This window comes from Streptomyces sp. NPDC001890, assembly GCF_042891445.1.
Classification (GTDB): domain Bacteria; phylum Actinomycetota; class Actinomycetes; order Streptomycetales; family Streptomycetaceae; genus Streptomyces.
The window spans coordinates 59,706-83,816 of sequence record NZ_JBIATE010000017.1 but is presented as its reverse complement, the minus strand read 5'-3'; the positions used below and the strand labels follow the sequence as shown (position 1 = coordinate 83,816).

The following is a 24,111-nucleotide window of genomic DNA, read 5'->3' as shown; positions in this document are numbered from 1 at the left end:
CCGCCCGCAGGCGGGGGGCCGGTCAGGAGTTCTGCGGCGCGATCGCCGCGCAGAACAGCCGCAGACTGCGCCACCCCTCCTCGACCGGCATCCCGCCGCACAGCGGATGCAGCACCAGACTGTCCAGCTCCGCGGCCGCCGCGGTGCACTCGTCGGGCGTGAGGACCCGGTAGACCCCCTCGGCCCGCAGCTCCGGCACCGTCGTCGCCGCCGAACGCACGGCGGAGCGGATGTCCTTGGACTGCCAGGAGGCGTACGTGCGCGCCTCGTGCAGGAAGTACTCGCCGTACTCGGCCCAGGTCCGGTCCGGGTCCTCGGACACGTGCAGCAGCGGTGTCTCGGCGGCGGGCATCATGCAGAAGCCGTCCGTCCCGGCCTCGGCCCGCCGCTCCTGGTAGTACGCCTCCAGCTCCGGCAGGTGCGCGCTCGGGAAGAACGGCAGCCCGAGCCGGGCCGCCCGCCGCGCCGCCGCCCGCGAACTGCCGCCCACCAGCAGCAGCGGATGCGGCCGGGTGTACGGGCGCGGCGTGACCCTGACCGTCCGGCCCCGGTACGGGAACGGCTCACCGGTCCACGCCTGGAGCAGCGTCTCCAGCAGCTCGTCCTGGAGCCTGCCGCGTCGGCCCCATTCGACCCCGGCCTGTTCGTACTCCTCGGGCCGGTAGCCGATCCCCGCCACGGTGACCAGCCGGCCGGCGCTCAGCAGGTCCAGGACCGCGATGTCCTCGGCCAGCCGCAGCGGGTCGTGCAGTGGGCCGATGATCGCCGAGACGGTGACCGCGATCCGGCGGGTGGCGCCGAAGACCGAGCCCGCGAAGACGAAGGGGGAGGGCAGCCAGGAATTGGCGACGCCGTGGTGCTCCTCGGTCTGCACGGTGTCGACGGCGTGCTCGTCGGCGTACGCGGCCATCTCCAGTGCGGCGCGGTAGCGGGACGAGAGCGACCCGGGGGTGGCATCGGGATCGACGAGATTGAACCGGACCACTGTGAAGGCCATGAGACTTGTCCCCATCGTCGGGCGGGCGCGGCGAGGCGGGACAGTAGCTGACGTAGCGTCAGAAGTGTAGGGGTGTGCTGTCGCCGGGCCCGTCGCCGTCGCCCCGGGCCCGTCCGGCGGAACGCGGCAGGAGTGCGTACAGGCCGGCCGAGACGGTGATCGTGGCCGCCCAGCCCAGCCCCTGACGCCCGATCCAGGTGGTGGCGAGCGGCCCGGTGAACCACTGCACGCCGGTGAAGAGCAGTCCCGTCGCCAGCCCCGCGGCCCACGCGGCCACGGCCGGTACGGCGAAACCTCCGGTGTACCAGTAGGCGCCGGCCGGCGTGGTGTCCAGGAGGGCCGCCGGATCGTACGTACGGCCCCGCAGCAGATCCACGGCGAAGACCCCGATCCACGCGGAGAACGTCACGGCGAGCAGCGTCAGGAAGGAGATGAAGGAATCCAGGAATCCGGCGGCCGTGACCATCAGGGTTGCGCCCAGGAGCAGACTGATGGCCGCGTTCAGGCCGACCGCCCAGGTGCGGGGGATCGCGAATCCCAGGGTCTGCGCGGTGAATCCGGCCGAGTACAGCGACATCGCGTTGATCAGCACCATGCCGACCACGGCCAACAGCAGAAACGGCACCGCGAGCCAGTCCGGCAGCAGCGGGCCGATGAACGCGACCGGGTCGCGGGTGACGGCCAGCCCCGGTTCGGCGACCGCCATCACGGCCCCCATCAGCACCATCGGTACGTACACGATCCCGGCGCCGCCCACGGTCGCCCCGATCATCGCCCGGCCGGACGCCGAGTGCGGCAGATAGCGGGCGAAGTCGGGGCCCGACGGGGCCCAGCTGAGACCGCCGGCCGCCAGGGTGCCGACCCCGGCGACCATCATCGCCACCGGCCCGGCGGGCCTGCCCAGCGCGTCCCGCCAGTCGGTCGAGCCGATCAGGTGGACCAGTACGAGCACGCTGACACCGCCGAAGAGGTACGTCGACCAGGTGCAGCACACCCGCAGCGCCCCCAGGCCCAGCCCCGACACCAGGCAGCTGCAGCCCACGAAGGCGAGCAGGGTCACCAGGGTCAGCCGGTGGCTGCTCGTGACGCCGAAGAGCAGTTCCAGCACGGCGAGCACCGCGTAGGTGCCGGTGACCGCGTTGACCGCCTCCCAGCCCCAGCGGGCGACCCAGGTCAGCGCCCCGGGCAGCAGATTGCCGCGCCGGCCGAAGACGGCCCGGGAGAGCGCCATGCCGGGGGCGCCGCCCCGTCTGCCCGCGATCGAGACCAGACCGACCAGCCCGAAGCCGATGGCCGAGGCCGTGAGGGCGACCACGAGCACCTGCCAGAGATTCAGCCCGTTGAAGACGACGAGCCCGGCGCCGACGGTGAGCAGCAGTACGGTCAGGTTCGCGCCGACCCAGGTGGGGAAGAGGGTCCGGACCCGGCCGGTGCGTTCGTTGTCGGGGACGGGCTCCAGGCCACGGGTCTCCACGGGCAAGATCGTACCTTTACCGCCAAAAGGTGCATAACGACCTGGGGGATGCTCGGGCGATCCTTCGGGGCGGCCCCCGCGGGCGGACGTGACTGATACTGGGTGGGTTATGGAATTCGTCATCCTTGCTGTAGTCATCGCCCTGGTCGCGGTCGGCGTGATCAGCGGGCTCGTGGTCAGCAGCCGCAAGAAGAAGCAGCTGCCCCCGGCACCGTCGAGCACGCCGACCATCACTCCTCCCGCCGAGCCCCATGTCGGCGAGGAAGCCGAGGAACCGCGCGAGGAACCGCGCCGCACCGTCGAGGAGGTCGGCCCGCCCGAGGCCGGGGCTCCCGCCGAGGAGGCCCCCGAGGCCGTCGTGCCGGAGGCGCCCGCCGCCCCGGCCATCGAGGTGCCCGAGCCCACCGCCGGCCGTCTGGTGCGGCTGCGTGCCCGGCTCGCCCGCTCGCAGAACTCGCTCGGCAAGGGGCTGCTCACGCTCCTGTCCCGCGACAACCTCGACGAGGACACCTGGGAGGAGATCGAGGACACCCTCCTCACCGCCGACGTCGGTGTCGCACCCACCCAGGAACTGGTGGAGCGGCTCCGCGAGCGCGTCCGCGTGCTCGGCACCCGTACCCCCGAGGGGCTGCGCGCGCTGCTGCGCGAGGAGCTCCTCAACCTGCTCGGCACCGACTTCGACCGCGCGGTCAAGACGGAGAGCGGTCTCGACACCCCCGGCGTCGTGATGGTCGTCGGCGTCAACGGCACCGGCAAGACCACCACCACCGGCAAGCTGGCCCGGGTGCTCGTCGCCGACGGCCGCAGCGTCGTCCTCGGCGCGGCCGACACCTTCCGGGCGGCCGCCGCCGACCAGCTCCAGACCTGGGGCGAGCGCGTCGGCGCCCGCACCGTGCGCGGCCCCGAGGGCGGCGACCCCGCGTCGATCGCCTTCGACGCGGTGAAGGAAGGTATCGCCGAGGGTGCCGACGTGGTCCTCATCGACACCGCCGGACGGCTGCACACGAAGACCGGGCTGATGGACGAGCTCGGCAAGGTCAAGCGGGTCGTCGAGAAGCACGGACCGCTCGACGAGGTCCTGCTCGTCCTCGATGCCACGACCGGGCAGAACGGCCTGGTGCAGGCCCGGGTGTTCGCCGAGGTCGTGGACATCACCGGCATCGTGCTCACCAAGCTGGACGGCACCGCCAAGGGCGGCATCGTCATCGCCGTCCAGCGCGAGCTGGGCGTACCGGTGAAGCTCGTCGGTCTCGGCGAGGGGCCGGACGACCTGGCCCCGTTCGAACCGGAGGCGTTCGTGGACGCCCTGATCGGCGACTGAGACCCCGCACCGCACCCGAAGAGCCCGACCGCATGGCGCAAGCAGCGGCCGGGCTCTTCGGCGTCACGGGGACGGCTGGGGGAGGCGCTACGGCTCCGGTGTCGCTACGCGGCCGGCACCGGCTTCGGCTCGCGGGGACGGCTGCGGCGGTGCCACGGCTCCGGTGTCGCTGCGGGGCCGGCACCGGCTTCGGCTCACGCGGAGGGCTGCGGCGGTGCTACGGCTCCGGTGTCGCTGCGGGGCCGGCACCGGCTTCGGCTCACGGGGACGGCTGCGGCGGTGCCACGGCTCCGGTGTCGCTGCGGGAGGGCTCGGGCTCCGTTGCGGGACCGGGTGCCGCGCGTTCAGCCGCGGAGCGGCGCGCGATGGCAGCTGTACGCCAGCGTGCCCAGCAGCAGCCGGGCCTGCGGTGGCGCGGCCGCCGTGTCCAGCTCCGGCGGGCGCAGCCAGCGGACCGGGCCCAGGCCGCCCTCGTCGGACGGCGGGGCGGTGATGTGGCAGCCGGGCCCCAGCGCCCGCAGGTCCAGCCCCGCGTCGTCCCAGCCCATCCGGTACAGCAGCTGCGGGAGCTCGGCGGCGGCGCCCGGGGCCACGAAGAACTGCGCCCGCCCGGCCGGGGTCACCGCGACCGGGCCGAGCGGCAGCCCCATCCGCTCCATCCGCACCAGGGCCCGGCGCCCCGCCGCCTCGGCGACATCCAGCACGTCGAAGGAGCGGCCCACCGGCAGCAGCATCGAGGCGCCCGGCGTCCGGGCCCAGGCGTCGGCCGCCGCGTCGAGCGTGGCGCCCGCGGGGACCTCGGCGGCGAAGTCCAGCGGATGGGCGCCGGGGGAGGAGCAGCCCGCCTGCCCGCAGGAGCAGCGGCCGGCCGCGGCCCGTGCACCCGGCACGACGGCCCAGCCCCACAGCCCCGTGCACTCGGCCACCGCGGTGTACTCGGCCGCACGGCCGCGGCGCCGTGAGCCGGTGCGCATCTCGCGGATGCCGCCGATCGTGAAGCCCATGCCCCCTCCAACGGGTCCGGCTCGCCGGTGGTTACGACGAGGACCGGAGTCGTGACGCTCCGTCGTCGCCGACGATTCGGAGTGCGCCGGTGATATTCGGGGTCGCGCGAGAATCGCCGCGCGCCCTGTCGCGCATCACTGCGACCCCTGCTGATCGTCGTGTGTCAAGTGAATCGCGCCCGACGGGGGTGGCGTTCATTCGAAGGGGTGGCGAATGGTGGCGTTTCTGCAAGGGCCCTCGCCCGGGGGGTGATCGTAGGATTACCGTCGGTACACGAACCATGGAAGTATGTGCGCCCGTGGGTATGCCGGAGGCAACCCGATTTCATGTTCGACAGTGCGCGACCTCCGCATGGGCGGCATCGGCTCAGGGCATTCTGGTAATGGTTCGCGCGACAGGTATTCGGCGGATGGGGGCGTTCCAGTTGAGTGGCAGCGGCGCAGGCGATTCGAATGCCGGCAAGCGCCCCAATGGGCAATTGAGCTCATGGTTCGTGCGAAGCGGCTGGTCGAAGGGTGAACTCGCGCGCCAGGTCAACCGCCGGGCGCGCCAGATGGGTGCCCACCACATCAGCACCGACACGTCCCGGGTGCGCCGCTGGCTCGACGGCGAGCAGCCGCGCGAGCCGATCCCGCGCATCCTCTCGGAGCTCTTCTCGGAGCGCTTCGGCGCCGTCGTCGCCATCGAGGACCTCGGCCTGCGCTCCGCGCACCAGTCGCCGTCCGTGTCCGGCGTCGACCTGCCCTGGGCGGGCCCGCAGACCGTCGCCCTGCTCAGCGAGTTCTCCCGCAGCGACCTGATGCTCGCCCGCCGGGGATTCCTCGGCTCCTCGCTCGCCCTGGCCGCCGGACCCGCGCTCATCGAGCCGATGCAGCGCTGGCTGGTCCCCGTCTCCGCCGGCGTCCCCGCCGAACCCGACCCGGCGGCGGCCCGCCGCCCCTCCAGGCTCTCCGGCCCCGAGCTCGATCTGCTGGAGTCCACCACCGCGATGTTCCGCCAGTGGGACGCGCAGTGCGGCGGCGGACTGCGCCGCAAGGCCGTCGTCGGACAGCTCCACGAGGTCACCGACCTGCTCCAGGAGCCACAGCCCGAGGCCACCGCCAAACGGCTCTTCCGGTGCGCCGCCGAGCTGGCCGAGCTGGCGGGCTGGATGAGCTACGACGTCGGCCTCCAGCCCACCGCCCAGAAGTACTTCGTCCTTGCGCTGCACGCCTCCAAGGAGGCCGGTGACAAACCCCTGGGCTCGTACATCCTGTCCAGCATGAGCCGCCAGATGATCCATCTCGGACGGCCCGACGACGCCCTCGAACTGATCCACCTCGCGCAGTACGGCAGCCGGGACTGCGCCACCCCGCGCACCCAGGCCATGCTGTACGCGATGGAGGCCCGCGCGTACGCCAACATGGGCCAGCCCAGCAAGTGCAAGCGAGCCGTCCGGATGGCCGAGGACACCTTCCTCGACGTGGGCCTCGACGGCGAGCCCGAGCCCGACTGGATCCGCTTCTTCTCGGAGGCCGAGCTCAACGGCGAGAACTCCCACTCCTACCGCGACCTCGCCTATGTGGCGGGCCGCAGCCCCACGTACGCCTCGCTCGCCGAGCCCCTGATGGAGAAGGCCGTCCAGCTCTTCGGCGACGACGACGAGCACCAGCGGTCCTACGCCCTCAACCTGATCGGTCTCGCCACCGTCCACCTCCTCAAGCGCGAGCCCGAACAGTCGACGGTGCTGGCCGAGAAGGCCCTGCGCGTCGCCAGGAAGATCCGCTCCGAGCGGGTCAACACCCGGCTCCGCAAGACCGTCGACACAGCTGCCAGGGACTTCGGGGACATCCCCGATGTCGCCAGGCTCACCGACCTCCTCACCGAGCAACTGCCGGAGGCCGCCGAAGCGGTCTGAGCAGCACCCCGGGCCCCGGCCACGGCGACCACCCCGCACAGACCGACTTCGGCTCCCCCGATTGCCAGGTCAGCGGGTGGTCGGCGTGGCCGGTTCGCGTTGTCGTGCCCGTACGCCAGAGTCGTAACCGCACCGTATGCGGCCCCGGCCGCGGGACAGGCCCGGCGCCGGTCGCGCCACCGCCGGTTCATGGCGACGTAACACACCGGACCTCTTCGTCACCACGGTGAAACACCGTGCGGCATCGGCGGAAACCGCACTGGGTGAATCTCTGGTCCATAACCGGCCCGCACCCCTTCCCAGTGGTCCCGCACGTGGTGCCCCTCCCATCGCCCGCACGCGGCCGCACCGACGACGAGGAGACGCCGATGCCCCCAGGCATCACGACGCTTGCCGCAGACACCCCGACCCTGTCTGCCGCCAACACCGGGTTCATGCTCATCTGCTCCGCCCTGGTGATGCTGATGACCCCGGCCCTGGCCTTCTTCTACGGAGGCATGGTCCGCGTCAAGAGCACCCTCAACATGCTGATGATGAGCTTCATCAGCCTCGGGATCGTCACGATCCTGTGGGTGCTCTTCGGGTTCAGCCTCGCCTTCGGCACCGACATCGGCTCCGTCGTCGGCTGGAGCTCGGACTACCTCGGACTCAGCGGGGTCGGCGTCACCCAGCTCTGGGACGGCTACACGATCCCGGTCTACGTCTTCGCCGTCTTCCAGCTGATGTTCGCCGTGCTCACCCCGGCCCTGATCAGCGGCGCCCTCGCCGACCGGGTCAAGTTCACCTCGTGGGCCCTGTTCATCACGCTCTGGGTCACCGTCGTCTACTTCCCCGTCGCCCACTGGGTCTGGGGCGCGGGCGGCTGGCTGTACGAGATGGGCGTCATCGACTTCGCGGGCGGTACGGCCGTCCACATCAACGCCGGTGCGGCGGCGCTCGGCGTGATCCTCGTCATCGGCAGGCGCGTCGGCTTCAAGAAGGACCCGATGCGGCCGCACAGCCTGCCGCTCGTCATGCTCGGCGCCGGTCTGCTCTGGTTCGGCTGGTTCGGCTTCAACGCCGGCTCGTGGCTCGGCAACGACGACGGCGTCGGCGCGGTGATGTTCGTCAACACCCAGGTCGCCACCGCCGCCGCGATGCTCGCCTGGCTCGGCTACGAGAAGCTCCGCCACGGCTCCTTCACCACCCTCGGCGCCGCCTCCGGCGCGGTCGCCGGACTCGTCGCCATCACCCCGTCCGGCGGTGCGGTCAGCCCGCTCGGCGCCATCGCGGTCGGCGCGATCGCCGGGGTGCTCTGCGCCATGGCCGTCGGCCTGAAGTACCGGTTCGGCTACGACGACTCCCTGGACGTGGTCGGCGTCCACCTCGTCGGCGGCATCGCCGGATCCCTCCTCGTCGGCCTCTTCGCGACCGGCGGCGTCCAGTCCGAGGCCAAGGGCCTCTTCTACGGCGGCGGCCTCGAACAGCTCGGCAAGCAGGCCGTCGGTGTCTTCGCCGTCCTCGCGTACTCTCTCGTCGTCTCCGCGATCCTGGCCTTCCTGCTGGACCGGACGATCGGTATGCGGGTCCCCGAGGACGATGAGATCTCCGGCATCGACCAGGTCGAACACGCCGAGACCGCGTACGACTTCAGCGGGGCGGGCGGCGGCGCGGCCCCGCGCACCACGAGCCCCGCCCCGGGCAGCACGGCAGCAGCGAAGACGAAGAAGGTGGACGTATGAAGCTCATCACCGCGGTCGTGAAGCCACACCGGCTGGACGAGATCAAGGAGGCCCTCCAGGCCTTCGGCGTCCAGGGCCTCACGGTCACCGAGGCCAGCGGGTACGGACGCCAGCGCGGCCACACCGAGGTCTACCGGGGCGCCGAGTACACCGTCGACCTCGTACCCAAGATCCGCATCGAGGTCCTGGTCGAGGACGAGGACTCCGAACAGCTCATCGACATCGTGGTGAAGGCCGCCCGCACCGGCAAGATCGGTGACGGCAAGGTCTGGAGCGTGCCGGTCGAGACCGCGGTCCGGGTACGGACGGGCGAACGCGGCCCGGACGCACTCTGACGGATGGTCCCGAAGGCCGACGGCCGCGAGAGCGCCGACGGTCCCGAACGAGAGGCAGCCGGGTGACAAGCACCGAGACCACCACCGAATCCGCAGACTCGGAACCCGGCGGCTACGCGGCGGCCCGGCTGCGCCTTCTCCAGCAGGAGGCGCGGTCCGGGCCGCCGCGCCGTGCGGCCCTCGCCTCGCTCACCGACGACTGGCTCACCGGGCTGTTCACCGCCGCGGCCCGGCAGACCGGCGTCCAGGGCGCCGCCCTCGTCGCCGTCGGCGGCTACGGACGCGGTGAACTCTCCCCGCGCAGCGACCTCGACCTGCTGCTCCTGCACGACGGGAAAGCCGGCCCCGCGGCCGTCGCCGCCCTCGCCGACCGCGTCTGGTACCCCGTCTGGGACCTCGGCCTCGCCCTCGACCACTCCGTACGCACCCCCGCCGAGGCACGCGGGACCGCGGCCGACGACCTCAAGGTCCAGCTCGGACTGCTCGACGCCCGGCCCGTCGCCGGAGACCTCGGGCTCGTCGCCACGATGCGCACCGCGGTCCTCGCCGACTGGCGCAACCAGGCCCCCAAGCGCCTGCCCGCACTCCACGAACTCTGCCGCGAACGCGCCGAACGCCAAGGCGAGCTGCAATTCCTCCTCGAACCCGACCTCAAGGAGGCCCGCGGCGGACTGCGGGACGCCACCGCGCTGCGCGCCGTCGCCGCGTCCTGGGTCGCCGACGCCCCCCGCGAAGGGCTCGCCGAAGCCCGCCGCGTCCTGCTCGACGCCCGTGACGCCCTCCACCTCACCACCGGCCGAGCCACCGACCGCCTCGCCCTCCAGGAACAGGACCAGGTCGCGGACGCCCTCGGACTCCTCGACGCGGACACCCTGCTCCGCCAGGTCTACGAGGCCGCCCGCACCATCACGTACGCCACCGACGTCACCTGGCGCGAGGTCGACCGGGTCCTGCGCGCCCGGTCCGTGCGCCCCCGGCTGCGCGCGATCCTCGGCGGCAACAGGGCGGCCGCCCCGGAACGCACCCCGCTCGCCGAGGGCGTCGTCGAGGCCGACGGCGAAGTGGTCCTCGCCCGCGCCGCCCGCCCCGAACGCGACCCCGTCCTCGTGCTGCGCGCCGCCGCCGCGGCCGCCCAGTCCGAGCTCCCGCTCTCCCGCCACGTCGTACGCCGGCTCGCCACCGCCGCCCCCCCGCTGCCGGTGCCCTGGCCCGCCGAGGCCCGCGAGGAACTCGTCACCCTCCTCGGCGCCGGCGAGGCCACCGTCCCCGTCTGGGAGGCGCTCGAAGCCGAAGGGCTCGTCACCCGGCTGCTCCCGGACTGGGAACGCGTCCACTGCCGCCCCCAGCGCAACCCCGTCCACACCTGGACCGTCGACCGCCACCTCGTCGAAACCGCCGTACGCGCCGCGGCCCTCACCCGCCGCGTCCACCGCCCCGACCTGCTCCTGGTCGCCGCGCTGCTGCACGACATCGGCAAGGGCTGGCCCGGCGACCACTCCGTCGCCGGTGAGGTGATCGCCCGGGACACGGCCGCCCGGATCGGCTTCGCCCAGCACGACGTGGGCGTCATCGCCACCCTCGTACGCCATCACCTGCTGCTCGTCGAGACCGCCACCCGGCGTGACCTCGACGACCCGGCGACCGTTCGCTCCGTCGCCACCGCCGTCTCCACCGCCACCACCCTGGAGCTCCTGCACGCGCTCACCGAGGCCGACGCGCTCGCCACCGGGCCCGCGGCCTGGTCCTCCTGGCGGGCCTCCCTCGTCGCCGACCTGGTGGGACGCGTCGCCGCCGTGCTCGCCGGCCGGGCCCCGCAGGAACCGGAACCCGCCGCACCCGGAGCCGAACAGGAGCGCCTCGCCGTCGAGGCCCTGCGCACCGGCGGACCCGTCCTCGCGCTGCACGCCCAGGCCGGGCCCCCGGACGCGGACGGCGAACCGGAACCCGTCGGGGTGGAGCTCCACATCGCCCTGCCCGACCGGCCCGGCGTGCTGCCCGCGGCGGCGGGCGTCCTCGCCCTGCACCGTCTCACCGTGCGCGCCGCCGACCTGCGCGCCGTGGAACTCCCCACCGAGCTGGGCGGCTCCGCGGACGTGCTGCTGCTCAGCTGGCGGGTGGCGGCCGAGTACGGTGCGTTGCCGCAGGCCGTCCGGCTCCGCGCCGACCTCGTACGCGCCCTGGACGGTTCCCTGGACATCCGGGCCCGGCTCGCCGAACGCGAGGCCGCCTATCCGCGCCGCCGCGGGGTGAAGGCCCCGCCGCCGAGGGTGACCGTCGCGGCGGCCGCCTCCCGGCTGGCGACGGTGATCGAGGTGCGGGCCCAGGACGCCCCGGGGCTGCTGCACCGGATCGGCCGGGCGCTGGAGCAGAGCGGGGTACGGGTGCGCAGCGCCCATGTGTCGACCCTGGGGGCGAACGCGGTGGACGCGTTCTACGTCACGGACACCGACGGGAAGCCGCTGCCGGGGGAGCGGGCGCTCGCGGTGGCGGACGCGGTGGAGGCGGCGCTCCGGGCGTGACGCGGTCACCTCGCGGCGCGGCCCGCCCCCGCCCGGGATTTCCCGGGCAGGGGGTCATCGTTTCTTCCGGGCCGGATACCCTGGGGTACCGAATCCACTTTGCCCCCGACCCTGAGGACCGACGAGCGCCGTGTTCGATACTCTCTCCGACCGCCTTGCCGCGACTTTCAAGAACCTCAGGGGCAAGGGCCGCTTGTCCGAGGCGGACATCGACGCCACGGCTCGCGAGATCCGTATCGCCCTGCTCGAAGCGGACGTCGCGCTGCCGGTCGTCCGCGCCTTCATCGCCAACGTCAAGGAGCGGGCGCGCGGCGCCGAGGTCTCCCAGGCGCTGAACCCGGCCCAGCAGGTCGTCAAGATCGTCAACGAGGAGCTCGTCTCCATCCTCGGTGGCGAGACGCGTCGGCTCCGGTTCGCCAAGACCGCGCCCACCGTGATCATGCTCGCCGGTCTCCAGGGTGCCGGTAAGACCACCCTCGCCGGAAAGCTCGGCCTCTGGCTCAAGGGCCAGGGCCACTCCCCGCTGCTCGTCGCCTGCGACCTCCAGCGCCCCAACGCCGTCAACCAGCTCAGCGTCGTCGCCGACCGCGCCGGTGTTGCGGTGTACGCGCCCGAGCCGGGCAACGGCGTCGGTGACCCGGTCCAGGTCGCCAAGGACTCGATCGAGTACGCGCGGTCCAAGCAGTACGACGTCGTCGTCGTCGACACCGCGGGCCGCCTCGGTATCGACCAGGAGCTGATGCAGCAGGCCGCGGACATCCGCGACGCCGTCAGCCCCGACGAGATCCTCTTCGTCGTCGACGCGATGATCGGCCAGGACGCGGTCAACACCGCCGAGGCCTTCCGTGACGGCGTCGGCTTCGACGGCGTGGTGCTCTCCAAGCTCGACGGTGACGCCCGCGGTGGTGCGGCCCTGTCGATCGCCCATGTCACGGGCAAGCAGATCATGTTCGCGTCGAACGGTGAGAAGCTCGACGACTTCGACGCCTTCCACCCCGACCGCATGGCGTCCCGCATCCTCGACATGGGTGACCTGCTCACCCTGATCGAGCAGGCGGAGAAGACCTTCAGCCAGGAAGAGGCCGCCAAAATGGCCTCCAAGCTGGCGTCCAGCAAGGGCAAGGACTTCACGCTCGACGACTTCCTGTCCCAGATGGAGCAGGTCCGGAAGATGGGCTCCATCTCCAAGCTGCTCGGCATGCTGCCCGGCATGGGGCAGATCAAGGACCAGATCAACAACATCGACGAGCGGGACGTGGACCGCGCCGCCGCGATCATCAAGTCGATGACCCCGAAGGAGCGCGCCGAACCGACGATCATCAACGGCTCGCGCCGGGCCCGTATCGCCAAGGGTTCCGGTGTCGAGGTCAGCGCGGTGAAGAACCTGGTGGAGCGGTTCTTCGACGCCCGCAAGATGATGTCGAAGATGGCCCAGGGCGGCGGCATGCCCGGGATGCCCGGGATGCCGGGCATGGGTGGTGGCCCCGGCCGGCAGAAGAAGCAGGTCAAGCAGGCCAAGGGGAAGCGCAAGAGCGGCAACCCGATGAAGCGCAAGGCCGAGGAGCAGGCCGCGGCGGCCCGTCGCGAGCAGGCGGCGCAGGGCGGCGCGTTCGGCCTGCCGGCGCAGGAGGACAAGAACTTCGAGCTGCCGGACGAGTTCAAGAAGTTCATGGGCTGACCCCGGACGGGCTGACCCCGGACGGGCTGACCCCGGACGGGCTGACCCCGGACGGGCCGACCCCGGACGGGCCGACCCCGGACGGGGCCGGCCTCCGGTCGGCCGGCCCCGTCCGCCACGGCTGTCGTACGCCGTCCCTCCAAGGGCCCATCGGACAGGCCCTGGGAGGGCTTTGTCCGCATTCCTCCCTTACTGTCGCCTCAACGGCAGTCGGCAGAGGAGCACGCGTGACCAACCCCGTACCTCCCCGTGACCGGACCGATCAACCGTGGCGCTCCGAGGGCGCCCCACCGCCCCCGCCGCCCGGCCGGAAGATGCCGGGAGGCTGGGGCGGACTGCTGCTGACCGCGCTCGCCGTCTATCTGATCGCCAATCTGGTGCTGTCCTTCTTCAACGGGGAGGAGCAGCGGACGATCGCGTACACGGAGTTCAGCAAGCAGGTCACCTCGGGCAATGTCTCCAAGATCTACTCCAAGGGCGACTCCATCCAGGGGCAGCTCAAGAAGGAGGCGAAGGTCCCGGGGAGCGACAAGAAGTACACGAAGTTCGAAACCCAGCGGCCGGCCTTCGCGGACGACAACCTCTGGGCCGAACTGGTCAAGGACGACGTCACGGTCACCGCCGAGCCGGTCGTCCAGCAGCGCAGCTTCCTCGCCAACCTGCTGATCTCGCTCGCACCGATGCTGCTGCTCGTCCTGCTCTGGGTGTTCATCGCGCGGCGGATGTCCAGGGGCATGGGTGGCGGGATGGGCGGCTTCGGGCGCAAGGCCCCGCCCAAACCCGTCGAGCTGGAGGAGAGCAAGCGCACCACCTTCAAGGACGTGGCCGGGATCGACGAGGTCGAGGGCGAACTCAACGATGTCGTCGACTTCCTGAAGAATCCGCAGGCGTACCGGAAGATGGGCGCCCGGATGCCCGGCGGGGTGCTCCTCGCGGGACCGCCCGGCACCGGCAAGACCCTGCTGGCCCGTGCCGTCGCCGGTGAGGCCGGGGTGCCGTTCTTCTCGGCGTCGGCCTCCGAGTTCATCGAGATGATCGTCGGCGTCGGCGCGAGCCGGGTGCGGGAACTCTTCGCGGAGGCCCGCAAGGTCGCCCCCGCCATCGTCTTCATCGACGAGATCGACACCATCGGCCGGGCCCGCGGCGGCGGCTCCGGCATGGGCGGGCACGACGAGCGCGAGCAGACGCTCAACCAGATCCTCACCGAGATGGACGGCTTCTCCGGCTCGGAGGGCGTCGTCGTGCTCGCCGCCACCAACCGCGCCGACGTGCTCGACCCCGCGCTCACCCGGCCCGGCCGCTTCGACCGGATCGTCCAGGTCAGCCCGCCGGACCGGAGCGGCCGGGAGGCGATCCTGGAGATCCACACCCGGCAGATCCCGCTCGCCGACGATGTGAACCTGGCCCAGGTGGCCGGCACGACCCCCGGCATGACCGGAGCGGATCTGGCCAACCTGGCCAACGAGGCCGCGCTCCTGGCGGTCAAGCGCCGGCAGTCAGAGGTCACCCAGCCCGACTTCTCGGACGCCCTGGAAAAGGTCCAGCTCGGCGCGGAACGCTCCCTGGTCATGTCCGACGAGGAACGCCGCAGGACCGCGTACCACGAGAGCGGCCACGCCCTGCTCGGCATGGTCCAGCCGGGCGCCGACCCGGTCCGCAAGGTCACCATCGTGCCGCGCGGCAGGGCGCTGGGCGTCACGCTCTCGACGCCGGACGCCGACAAGTACGCGTACACCGAGGAGTACCTGCGCGGCCGCATCGTCGGGGCGCTCGGCGGCATGGCGGCCGAACAGGTGGTCTTCGGAATGATCACCACCGGCGCGGAGAGCGACCTGGAACAGGTCACCAACCTGGCCCGAGGCATGGTCGGCCGCTGGGGCATGAGCCACAAGGTGGGCAGGCTGACGGCGATCCCGAGCGACGCCCAGCAGGCGTACGGACTGTCGGCGGCCCCCGCCACGCTCGACGCGGTGGACGACGAGATGCGGCGGATCGTGGACGAGTGCTACGAGGTGGCCTGCCGGCTGCTGCGCGAGAACCGGGACCGGCTGGACTCGCTGTCCGCCGCGCTTCTGGCGAACGAGACGCTGGACGAGGACGAGGCGTACCGGGCGGCCGGCATCACCCGACTGGCGAAGTGACGGCCGCCGCGGCCGATCGGGTGGTCCGCGGTGGACGGCCCGTTCAGCTCGTGCACACGGGACGGCCGCTCAGGTGGTGCACACGAGATAGCGGAAGACGTTCGGCATCCAGACCGTGCCGTCCCGGCGCCGGTGCGGGTGGAGGGCCTGCGCGACCTCCTTCTCCACCTGGGCGCGGTCCGTCGCCCGTACCGCCGCGTCGAAGAGCCGGGTGGAGAGCAGCCCCCGCACCGCGCTGTCCAGGTCCGCGTACCCGAACGGGCACGCCACCCGGCCCGAGCCGTCGGGATTCAGACCCGCCCGGAACGCCAGTTCCTCCAGGTCGTCCCGGCCCGACGGCCGCCAGCCGCCCTCGTGGGAGGCCCGGTCCCGGTCGGACAGCCGCCCGGCCACCCGCAGCACGGGCGCCGTCGCACAGCGCTCCGGCGGACCCCAGCCGGTGAGCACCACGGTGCTGCCCCGCGCGGCCAGCGGCACCGCGGACCGCAGCGCGGCCACCAGCCCCTCGCCGTCGTCGGACGAGCAGCCGATCGGCGTGAACGCGGTGATCAGGTCGTACGGCACCCCGTCGTGGGGCCGGGCCCCGGACGGATCGCCCTCCAGGAGCCGGGGCCGGCCGGCCCCGGGACCGGCTTCGCTCCCCGGATCGGGCAGCAGCCGGGTCCGGGCGAGCGCCAGACGTTCGAGGTCGGTGTCCACGCCGGTGACGCGCGCGCCCCGGGCGGCCGCGATCAGCAGCGCGAGACCGGAGCCGCAGCCCAGGGAGAGCAGCCGGGTACCGGATCCCACTTCGAGCCGCTCGTACACCGCCTCGTACAGCGGTGCCAGCATCCGCTCCTGGATCTCGGCCCAGTCCCGGGCACGGTTGCCGGGGTCCACCGGGGTGGACGTTTCCGCGTGGCTGTGGTGCCGGACGAGCGTGCGTGTCATGAAGCGCCCCAATCCGCCGAGAGGTCGGCCGTGTCCGATCGGTAGTGCCCGAGTGGATGCCCCCCCGTATGTACGCCCCCGCTTCCGTACGCCCCCCGCTTCCGTACGCCCCTTGCTTCCCCCGTATGTCAGAGAACTGCGCATCCGTGTCCGCGTCCAGGGGGCCGAGGGAAATGGCCGCGTGGAGCGGTGCTGCGTTGGTGGGGAAGGCCCGTGGCGCCGGGGCCCGTCGCCCCGTGCGGTGGGCCGTGTCGCCGTACGATGCGCGCCATGGCAAAGGCACCCGTTCTCACGCCCCAGGCCGAGGACTTTCCCCGCTGGTACCAGGATCTGATCAACAAGGCCGAACTCGCGGACAACGGCCCGGTGCGCGGCACCATGGTCATCCGGCCGTACGGATACAGCCTGTGGGAGCGGATGCAGCAGGAGATGGATGCCCGCATCAAACAGGCGGGCGCCCGCAACGCCTACTTCCCGCTCCTCATCCCCCAGTCTTACCTGACACGCGAGGCCGAGCATGTCGAGGGCTTCGCGCCGGAGCTCGCGGTGGTCACCCGGGGCGGCGGGAAAGAGCTCGAAGAGCCCGTGGTGGTGCGGCCGACCTCCGAGACGATCATCAACGAGTACTTCTCGAAGTGGGTGCAGAGCTACCGCGATCTGCCGCTGCTGATCAACCAGTGGGCGAACGTGGTGCGCTGGGAGATGCGCCCGCGGGTCTTCCTCCGTACGACGGAATTCCTCTGGCAGGAGGGCCACACCGCCCATGCCACCGACGAGGAGGCCCGGGACTTCGCCGCGTACATCCACCGCGAGGTGTACGCGGACTTCATGGTCGACGTGCTGGCCATCGATGTGGTCCTCGGCCGCAAGACCCCGGCCGAGCGGTTCGCCGGCGCCGTCAACACGCTCACCCTCGAAGCGATGATGCGGGACGGCAAGGCGCTTCAGATGGGTACGAGCCATGAGCTCGGCACCAATTTCGCCAAGGCCTTCCGCACCGGCTACCTGTCGAAGGAGGGCCGGCAGGAGCTCGTCCGGCAGACCTCGTGGGGTTCCTCGACCCGGATGGTCGGCGGCCTGATCATGGCGCACGGCGACGACCACGGGCTCCGGGTGCCGCCGCGGCTCGCGCCCGTCCAGGCAGTCGTGCTCGCGGTCAAGGAGGACGAGGCCGTGTCGGCCGCGGTCCGCTCCGTCGCGCAGCGGCTGCGCGCGGCGGGGATCAGGACCGAGACCGACGACCGCACCGGCACCCCGTTCGGCCGCCGCGCGGTCGACTGGGAGCTGAAGGGCGTGCCGGTGCGGATCGAGATCGGGCCGCGTGATCTGGCGGACGGTACCGCGATGCTGGTCCGTCGCATCCCCGGCGGGAAGGAGCCGGTCGCCCTCGACGCCCTGCCCGCACTGCTCCCGGCGGTCCTGGAGGAGGACCAGGCGGCGCTGCTGCGGGAGTCCCGGAGCCGGCGCGAGGCGGCCACCAGCGACGTCACGACCCCGGCGGAGGCCGTGGAGGTGGCGGCCGCGGGCGGCTGGGCGCGCATCGCCTGGGCGGCGCTCGGCCCGGCGGGGGAGGCCCGGCTCGCGGAGCACGGGGTGTCCGTACGGTGCCTGGTGGCCGGAAACGGGTCGGTGCCCGAGGCGGACGACGAGCCCGGTACTGTCGCCCTGGTGGCACGCGCCTACTGACGCCCCGTCCGACGCCCCGGCCGCCCGGGGCCCCGGCGTACGGTGCTTGCCTACGCGTTGAGGCGTACCCGCCGCTACGTACCACCTTGGTGCGAGCTGTGAGGCTTCTCCGCAGATCTGCGCACCCGCCCTCGTCGGGACGCATGCAAGGGCAACTGACTGGTACGTGCAAATTATTTGGGATGGCCCGGAATCGGAACACCGGGGCACTCGCGCTCGTTGTCACGACGTGAGCACGACACCACCTGTACTTGCCGCAGAGCTGGCACAGGCGTGGGCCGACATTCAGCGGTACCACCCCGAGCTGCCGGATCTAGCCGCGCCCGAGTCCCTGATCGGAGAGTCCTCGTCCGCCTGTGGCGCCGAACTCTCCTTCGAGCGACTGCTCCACGAGGCAGTCCACGGCATCGCCGCCGCGCGAGGCGTCCGCGACACCTCGCGCGCCGGCCGCTACCACAACCGCAGATTCCTCGCGATCGCCGAGGAGCTGGGCCTCGACCACGCCGAGGAGCCCCACCCCAGCAGCGGCTTCTCGCTGGTCGCCCTCAACCCCGAGGCCAAGCGCCGCTACCGCCCGACGATCGAGCGGCTGCAGCGCGCCCTCAAGGCACACACGGTCGCCACCGCCGCCGACACCAAGCGCTCCTTCCGCGGGCCGGCCGCCCGGCACGGCTCCTCCGGCGGAGGCGTCCGCGTCAAGGCCGTCTGCGACTGCGGCCGCAATGTGCGGGTCGTCCCGTCGGTCCTGGCACAGGCGCCGATCGTCTGCGGCGGATGCGGGAAGCCCTTCCGCATCCCGGAAGCCGCAGTCGCGGTGGGGTGACCCGGCGCGGTGTGGCACAATGGCTAGCTGTACTCGACAGTCGCACAGGACCCCTCTCTCCTCCGGCTGACGCGTCCATCGGGCACCCGAGTACCGCAACCCCACGTGGCATCTTCGTTGTGCCCACCCACGTCATAGACCAGGAGACACCACTTCCGTGGCAGTCAAGATCAAGCTGAAGCGTCTGGGCAAGATCCGTTCGCCTCACTACCGCATCGTCGTCGCCGACTCCCGTACCCGCCGTGACGGCCGGGCCATCGAGGAGATCGGTCTGTACCACCCGGTGCAGAACCCCTCGCGCATCGAGGTCAACTCGGAGCGTGCGCAGTACTGGCTGTCCGTCGGCGCCCAGCCGACCGAGCCGGTTCTCGCGATCCTGAAGCTCACCGGTGACTGGCAGGCCCACAAGGGTCTCCCGGCCCCCGCGCCGCTGCTGCAGCCGGAGCCCAAGGCTGACAAGCGCGCCCTGTTCGAGGCTCTGACCAAGGACGGCGGCGACGAGTCCAAGGGCGAGGCCATCACGCAGAAGGCGAAGAAGTCCGACAAGAAGGCGGACGAGGCTGCTGACGCGGCTGCGCCCGCCGAGTCGACCGAGGCCTGAGCATGCTCGAGGAGGCTCTCGAGCACCTCGTGAAGGGCATCGTCGACAACCCTGACGATGTGCAGGTCGCCTCGCGCAACCTGCGCCGTGGTCGCGTGCTGGAGGTCCGGGTCCACCCCGACGACCTCGGCAAGGTGATCGGCCGCAATGGCCGCACCGCCCGCGCGCTGCGTACCGTCGTGGGCGCCATCGGCGGCCGTGGCATCCGCGTCGACCTCGTCGATGTGGATCAGGTTCGCTGACAGAGTTGAACACCGGCACGGGCCGGGGAGGGCCATGCGCCCGCCCCGGCCCGTCGTCGTATGACAGGAGAGACACAAGGTGCAGTTGGTAGTCGCGCGGATCGGCCGGGCCCATGGCATCAAGGGCGAGGTCACCGTCGAGGTCCGTACGGACGAGCCGGAGCTGCGGCTCGGGCCCGGGGCCGTGCTCGCCACCGAACCGGCCGGTGCCGGACCGCTGACGATCGAGACCGGCCGGGTGCACAGCGGACGGCTGCTGCTGCGCTTCGAGGGCGTGCGCGACCGTACGGCTGCCGAGGCGCTGCGCAACACGCTCCTGATCGCCGACGTCGACCCGGCGGAACTCCCCGAGGACCCCGAGGAGTTCTACGACCACCAGCTGATGGACCTCGACGTGGTCCTCGCCGACGGCACCGAGATCGGCCGGATCACCGAGATCACACACCTGCCGTCCCAGGACCTCTTCATCGTCGAGCGGCCGGACGGCAGCGAGGTGATGATCCCGTTCGTCGAGGAGATCGTCACCGAGATCGACCTGGCGGAGCAGCGCGCGGTGATCACCCCGCCGCCCGGCCTGATCGACGCCGACCAGGCCGTGATCGCCTCCGCCCGGGACGAGGAAGGCGACGGAGCGAGCGGTGACGAGGCTTCCGGTGACGAGACTTCCGCCGACGGGAAGGACGCCTGATGCGCCTCGATGTCGTCACGATCTTCCCGGAATACCTGGAACCGCTGAACGTCTCCCTCGTCGGCAAGGCCCGAGCCCGGGGCCGCCTCGACGTCCATGTGCACGACCTGCGCGACTGGACGTACGACCGGCACAACACGGTCGACGACACCCCGTACGGCGGCGGCCCCGGCATGGTCATGAAGACCGAGCCGTGGGGCGAGGCGCTGGACGACGCCCTGGCGGGCGGGTACGAGGCCGGGGCGCACTCCCCGGTGCTCGTGGTACCCACGCCCAGCGGGCGCCCGTTCACCCAGGAACTCGCCGTCGAGCTCTCCGAGCGGCCCTGGCTGATCTTCACGCCGGCCCGCTACGAGGGCATCGACCGGCGGGTGATGGACGAGTACGCGACCCGGATGCCGGTCGTCGAGGTGTCCATCGGGGACTACGTGCTGGCCGGCGGGGAGGCCGCGGTACTGGTGATCACCGAGGCGGTCGCCCGGCTGCTGCCCGGGGTGCTGGGCAACGCCGAATCGCACCGGGACGACTCCTTCGCCCCCGGCGCGATGGCCAATCTGCTGGAGGGGCCCGTCTACACCAAGCCGCCCGAGTGGCGCGGCCGGGGCATCCCGGAAGTGCTGCTCAGCGGTCACCACGGACGGATCGCCCGCTGGCGCCGGGACGAGGCGTTCCGTCGCACCGCACTCAACCGGCCCGATCTGATCGAGCGCTGCGAAGCCGCGGGGTTCGACAAGAAGGACCGCGAGATGCTCTCCATCCTCGGCTGGGCACCCGAGCCCGGCGGCCGATTTTGGCGCAGGCCCGAGGCCGTGGAAGAATAGGCCGCTGCTGTACGTCCGGCGTACGCCCCTGCCACAGGGGGAACGACGTCCGCCCGACGCGATCAGCACCCCATTTCTCCCTCTCTCCCGTCGATGACCTGTGGCATCGGCGAAGAAAGCAGACAACATGGCTTCCCTGCTCGATGGCGTCAACGCCGCATCGCTGCGTACCGACATCCCGTCGTTCCGCCCCGGTGACACCGTCAACGTCCACGTCCGAGTGATCGAGGGCAACCGCTCCCGTATCCAGCAGTTCAAGGGCGTAGTCATCCGTCGCCAGGGCGCGGGCGTCAGCGAGACCTTCACGGTCCGCAAGGTCTCCTTCAGCGTCGGCGTCGAGCGCACCTTCCCGGTGCACAGCCCGATCTTCGAGAAGATCGAGCTCGTCACCCGTGGTGACGTCCGTCGCGCCAAGCTGTACTACCTCCGTGAGCTCCGCGGCAAGGCCGCCAAGATCAAGGAGAAGCGCGACAACTGAGCTGACTCCCAGGTCCACAGGTCGGCCGGATAGGCTCTGGCCCCGATGGACACGGAAGCAAAGCCCTCGGAGCGCGACCGCTCCTCCACACCCGCAGAGGTGCCGGAGGAGGGGTCGCGCTCTTCGCGTATCCCGGATCCGGCCGCCGCGATCTCCTGGCGGCGGACCGCCGCGCTCGGAGCCGTCTGCGCGGTCTTCGTACTGCTCCTGAGCAACTACGTGGTCCAGCCCTTCCTGATCCCCAGTGGCTCGATGGAGCCCACGCTGCGGGTGGGGGACCGGGTGGTGGTGAACAAGCTGGCCTACAGCTCCGGCTCCGCGCCGCAGCGGGGCGACGTGGTGGTCTTCGACGGCACCGGATCCTTCGTCCAGGAGCCACCGGAAGAGAACCCCGTCACCGGTCTGATGCGCTCGGTGGCCGCGTCCCTGGGCCTGGCCGAGCCGGCCGCGACCGACTACGTGAAGCGGGTGGTGGGCGTGGGCGGCGACCGGGTGGTCTGCTGCGACAAGCAGGGGCGGATCGAGGTGAACGGCCGGCCGGTCGTCGAGGGCTATCTGTATCCCGGGGACGCGCCCTCCCAGGTCCGCTTCGACATCGTCGTGCCCGACGGCACGCTGTGGATGATGGGCGACCACCGCAGCAACTCCCGCGACTCGCGTGACCACCTGGGAGAGCCGGGCGGTGGCATGGTCCCGGTCGACATGGTGATCGGCAGGGTGGACTGGATCGGCTGGCCGCCGAGCCGGCTGGGCTCGCTGCCGGACAGCGCCGCCTTCGCCACCGTACGGTCGCAGGGCGGGGGCCATGGGTAACCGCGGCCGCGGGCGGCGCCGGGCCGAACCCGGGACGGCACCGACGGCCGGGAGCCCGCCGCCCACCAGGGTGGAGCGGCGGAAACTGGCCCGCAGGGTCAAGCGGCGGCGCCGCGGCGCCGCGGTGGGCGAGATCCCGCTGCTCATCGTGGTGGCGCTGGTGATCGCGCTCGTGCTCAAGACGTTCCTGGTGCAGGCCTTCGTGATCCCTTCGGGGTCGATGGAGCAGACCATCCGGATCGGTGACCGGGTGCTCGTGGACAAGCTGACGCCCTGGTTCGGATCCCGGCCGCAGCGCGGCGACGTCGTCGTCTTCAAGGATCCGGGGGGCTGGCTCCAGAAGGAGAACGTCGGCAAGAAGGAATCTCCCGTCGTCATCAAGCAGGTGAAGGAGGTGCTGACCTTCATCGGACTGCTGCCGTCCGACGACGAGCAGGACCTGATCAAACGGGTGATCGCGGTCGGCGGGGACACGGTGAAGTGCTGCGGCAAGGACGGCCGGGTCACCGTCAACGGCGTACCGCTCGACGAGCCGTACCTCTATCCCGGGAACCCCCCCTCCCTCATCAAATTCGAGGTAAAGGTTCCGCAGGGCCGGATCTTCGTCATGGGTGACCACCGGTCGGATTCGGCCGACTCGCGCTACCACCTGGACGATCCGGGACACGGCACGGTGTCCGAGGACGAGGTCGTGGGCCGGGCCGTGGTGATCGCCTGGCCCGTCGGCCACTGGCGACGACTGGAGAAGCCGGAGACTTTCGGCTCGGTCCCTGACGCGCGCGCCGGGGCGGCCGGTGCGTCGGGTCCGTCGAATAGTGTGGCGTCCGAGGATCTCAACGGAATGATCCCTCTCCCGACCCCTGCAGAACTCCCGCTCGTTATGGGAGTGGTGGGCCTGCACCGGCTGGGGCGCAGGCGTGGCACGGAATAAGGAGTGGATGTGGGGGATTTGGCCGTCGGCGCACGATCCGGACACGAGGAACCCGAGGACCGGCCGGACCGTTCGGGCCATGCCGAGTCCGCCGAGTCCGCCGGGAACGCGGGCCACGCCGGGAGTGACGGCGACACTCCGGACGGCGGCGGCAAGGCCATGAAGAAGCCGCGCTCCTTCTGGAAGGAGCTGCCCCTGCTGATCGTCATCGCCCTGGTTCTCGCGCTGCTGATCAAGACGTTCCTGGTGCAGGCGTTCTCGATCCCGTCGGACTCGATGCAGAACACGCTCCAGCGGGGCGACCGGGTGCTGGTGGACAAGCTGACGCCCTGGTTCGGCTCGGAGCCCGAGCGCGGCGAGGTCGTGGTCTTCCACGATCCGGGCGGCTGGCTGGACGACACCGAGGAAGTCCATCCCAATGTGGTCCAGAAGTTCCTCAGTTTCATCGGACTGATGCCGTCCGCCGAGGAGAAGGACCTGATCAAGCGTGTCATCGCCATCGGCGGCGACACGGTGGAGTGCCGGGAGAACGGCCCAGTCGTGGTCAACGGCAAGGCCCTGGACGAGCAGTCGTTCATCTTCCCGGGCAACACCGCCTGCAACGACGAGCCGTTCGGCCCGATCAAGGTGCCCGAGGGCCGGATCTGGGTGATGGGCGACCACCGCCAGGACTCCCGCGACTCCCGCTACCACCAGGAACTGCCGGGCAACGGCACGGTCTCCAACGACGAGGTCGTCGGCCGGGCCTTCGTCGTGGCGTGGCCGATCAGCCGCTGGGCGACGCTGCCGATCCCGAAGACCTTCGACCAGCCGGGCCTGAACGCTGCGATGGCCGTCGCGCCCGGTGCGATCGGTATCGCCGGGGCCGTGCCGATCGTGCTCTGGCGCAGGCGGGTCCGCCGGTCCTGACCAAGGGAACGGCAAGATCGAGTAAACACGGGACGCTCGCCAGGTCTTCTTCGTAGGATCCTGGCGGCCGATCGGTGCATCCGCACGGGGCGGCCCGGGGG

The 24,111-nt window shown here is 71.5% G+C and carries 20 protein-coding genes and 1 pseudogene; 17 read left to right on the top strand and 4 right to left on the bottom strand.

The features are described from left to right. Nucleotides 1-22 precede the first annotated feature (22 nt). Together ACFYY1_RS30850 and ACFYY1_RS30845 are read right to left on the bottom strand one after the other, a co-directional pair. Nucleotides 23-997 carry an LLM class flavin-dependent oxidoreductase gene (locus tag ACFYY1_RS30850; RefSeq protein WP_388591401.1) on the bottom strand — a complete coding sequence of 325 codons (975 nt, stop codon included), beginning with the start codon at nt 995-997 and terminating at the stop codon, nt 23-25. Between the two features lie 58 nt (nt 998-1,055). Beyond that, nucleotides 1,056-2,471 carry a purine-cytosine permease family protein gene (locus ACFYY1_RS30845; protein ID WP_388591399.1) on the bottom strand — a complete coding sequence of 472 codons (1,416 nt, stop codon included), beginning with the start codon at nt 2,469-2,471 and terminating at the stop codon, nt 1,056-1,058. Between the two features lie 109 nt (nt 2,472-2,580). On the opposite strand from ACFYY1_RS30845, the gene ftsY reads away from it, so the two are divergent. After that, nucleotides 2,581-3,792, top strand: a complete 1,212-nt coding sequence (ftsY, locus tag ACFYY1_RS30840) for a signal recognition particle-docking protein FtsY (protein ID WP_388591397.1) — start codon at nt 2,581-2,583, stop codon at nt 3,790-3,792. Nucleotides 3,793-4,136: 344 nt separating this feature from the next. Here the strand turns inward: ftsY and ACFYY1_RS30835 are convergent, their stop codons facing one another. After that, nucleotides 4,137-4,796 carry a bifunctional DNA primase/polymerase gene (locus tag ACFYY1_RS30835; protein WP_388591395.1) on the bottom strand — a complete coding sequence of 220 codons (660 nt, stop codon included), beginning with the start codon at nt 4,794-4,796 and terminating at the stop codon, nt 4,137-4,139. A gap of 425 nt (nt 4,797-5,221) precedes the next feature. Here ACFYY1_RS30835 and ACFYY1_RS30830 point away from each other — a divergent pair, with 425 nt between their 5' ends. The 6 genes from ACFYY1_RS30830 (at nt 5,222) to ftsH (ending at nt 15,088) form a co-directional block, all read left to right on the top strand. Beyond that, the gene (locus tag ACFYY1_RS30830; protein ID WP_388591511.1) at nt 5,222-6,694 is read left to right on the top strand and encodes a hypothetical protein; all 1,473 of its coding nucleotides are present in this window, start codon (nt 5,222-5,224) and stop codon (nt 6,692-6,694) included. A gap of 368 nt (nt 6,695-7,062) precedes the next feature. Then, nucleotides 7,063-8,415: an ammonium transporter gene (locus ACFYY1_RS30825; RefSeq protein ID WP_388591393.1), complete on the top strand. Its 1,353-nt coding sequence runs from the start codon at nt 7,063-7,065 to the stop codon at nt 8,413-8,415. Then, nucleotides 8,412-8,750 (top strand): P-II family nitrogen regulator, encoded by a 339-nt coding sequence (locus ACFYY1_RS30820; RefSeq protein ID WP_388591392.1) that lies wholly within the window; start codon nt 8,412-8,414, stop codon nt 8,748-8,750. The genes ACFYY1_RS30825 and ACFYY1_RS30820 overlap by 4 nt, the downstream gene beginning before the upstream one ends. A 62-nt stretch (nt 8,751-8,812) precedes the next feature. Beyond that, on the top strand, nt 8,813-11,269 hold the full coding sequence (locus tag ACFYY1_RS30815) for a [protein-PII] uridylyltransferase (protein WP_388591390.1): 2,457 nt from the start codon (nt 8,813-8,815) through the stop codon (nt 11,267-11,269). 130 nt (nt 11,270-11,399) lie between these two features. Beyond that, entirely contained in the window at nt 11,400-12,947 is a 1,548-nt protein-coding gene (gene ffh, locus ACFYY1_RS30810) for a signal recognition particle protein (protein ID WP_388591388.1), read from the top strand. A 227-nt stretch (nt 12,948-13,174) separates the two neighbouring features. Continuing rightward, on the top strand, nt 13,175-15,088 hold the full coding sequence (gene ftsH, locus ACFYY1_RS30805) for an ATP-dependent zinc metalloprotease FtsH (protein WP_388591387.1): 1,914 nt from the start codon (nt 13,175-13,177) through the stop codon (nt 15,086-15,088). Between the two features lie 69 nt (nt 15,089-15,157). Here the strand turns inward: ftsH and ACFYY1_RS30800 are convergent, their stop codons facing one another. After that, nucleotides 15,158-16,018 carry a class I SAM-dependent methyltransferase gene (locus ACFYY1_RS30800; RefSeq protein WP_388591385.1) on the bottom strand — a complete coding sequence of 287 codons (861 nt, stop codon included), beginning with the start codon at nt 16,016-16,018 and terminating at the stop codon, nt 15,158-15,160. Between the two features lie 270 nt (nt 16,019-16,288). Here ACFYY1_RS30800 and proS point away from each other — a divergent pair, with 270 nt between their 5' ends. The 10 genes and pseudogenes from proS (at nt 16,289) to lepB (ACFYY1_RS30750) (ending at nt 24,010) form a co-directional block, all read left to right on the top strand. Beyond that, complete coding sequence (proS, locus tag ACFYY1_RS30795) at nt 16,289-17,704, top strand: proline--tRNA ligase (RefSeq protein ID WP_388591383.1); 1,416 nt, start codon at nt 16,289-16,291, stop codon at nt 17,702-17,704. 229 nt (nt 17,705-17,933) lie between these two features. Further along, entirely contained in the window at nt 17,934-18,527 is a 594-nt protein-coding gene (locus ACFYY1_RS30790) for a hypothetical protein (protein WP_072487235.1), read from the top strand. A gap of 157 nt (nt 18,528-18,684) precedes the next feature. Then, the gene (rpsP, locus tag ACFYY1_RS30785) at nt 18,685-19,128 is read left to right on the top strand and encodes a 30S ribosomal protein S16 (RefSeq protein ID WP_072487234.1); all 444 of its coding nucleotides are present in this window, start codon (nt 18,685-18,687) and stop codon (nt 19,126-19,128) included. 2 nt (nt 19,129-19,130) lie between these two features. Beyond that, complete coding sequence (locus ACFYY1_RS30780) at nt 19,131-19,370, top strand: RNA-binding protein (RefSeq protein ID WP_005311361.1); 240 nt, start codon at nt 19,131-19,133, stop codon at nt 19,368-19,370. A 79-nt stretch (nt 19,371-19,449) separates the two neighbouring features. Beyond that, a complete protein-coding gene (gene rimM / locus ACFYY1_RS30775; RefSeq protein WP_388591382.1) occupies nt 19,450-20,058 on the top strand; it encodes a ribosome maturation factor RimM in 609 nt (202 codons plus the stop codon). Beyond that, nucleotides 20,058-20,879 carry a tRNA (guanosine(37)-N1)-methyltransferase TrmD gene (gene trmD, locus ACFYY1_RS30770; protein ID WP_351254827.1) on the top strand — a complete coding sequence of 274 codons (822 nt, stop codon included), beginning with the start codon at nt 20,058-20,060 and terminating at the stop codon, nt 20,877-20,879. The genes rimM and trmD overlap by 1 nt, the downstream gene beginning before the upstream one ends. A gap of 127 nt (nt 20,880-21,006) precedes the next feature. Then, complete coding sequence (rplS, locus tag ACFYY1_RS30765) at nt 21,007-21,357, top strand: 50S ribosomal protein L19 (protein WP_072487231.1); 351 nt, start codon at nt 21,007-21,009, stop codon at nt 21,355-21,357. 45 nt (nt 21,358-21,402) lie between these two features. Continuing rightward, nucleotides 21,403-22,170 (top strand): signal peptidase I, encoded by a 768-nt coding sequence (gene lepB / locus ACFYY1_RS30760; protein WP_388591380.1) that lies wholly within the window; start codon nt 21,403-21,405, stop codon nt 22,168-22,170. Further along, a pseudogene (gene lepB, locus ACFYY1_RS30755) lies at nt 22,163-23,229 on the top strand (signal peptidase I). The gene lepB (ACFYY1_RS30760) and the pseudogene lepB (ACFYY1_RS30755) overlap by 8 nt, the downstream one beginning before the upstream one ends. Further along, on the top strand, nt 23,120-24,010 hold the full coding sequence (gene lepB, locus ACFYY1_RS30750; protein WP_388591510.1) for a signal peptidase I: 891 nt from the start codon (nt 23,120-23,122) through the stop codon (nt 24,008-24,010). The pseudogene lepB (ACFYY1_RS30755) and the gene lepB (ACFYY1_RS30750) overlap by 110 nt, the downstream one beginning before the upstream one ends. The last annotated feature ends 101 nt before the right edge of the window (nt 24,011-24,111 follow it).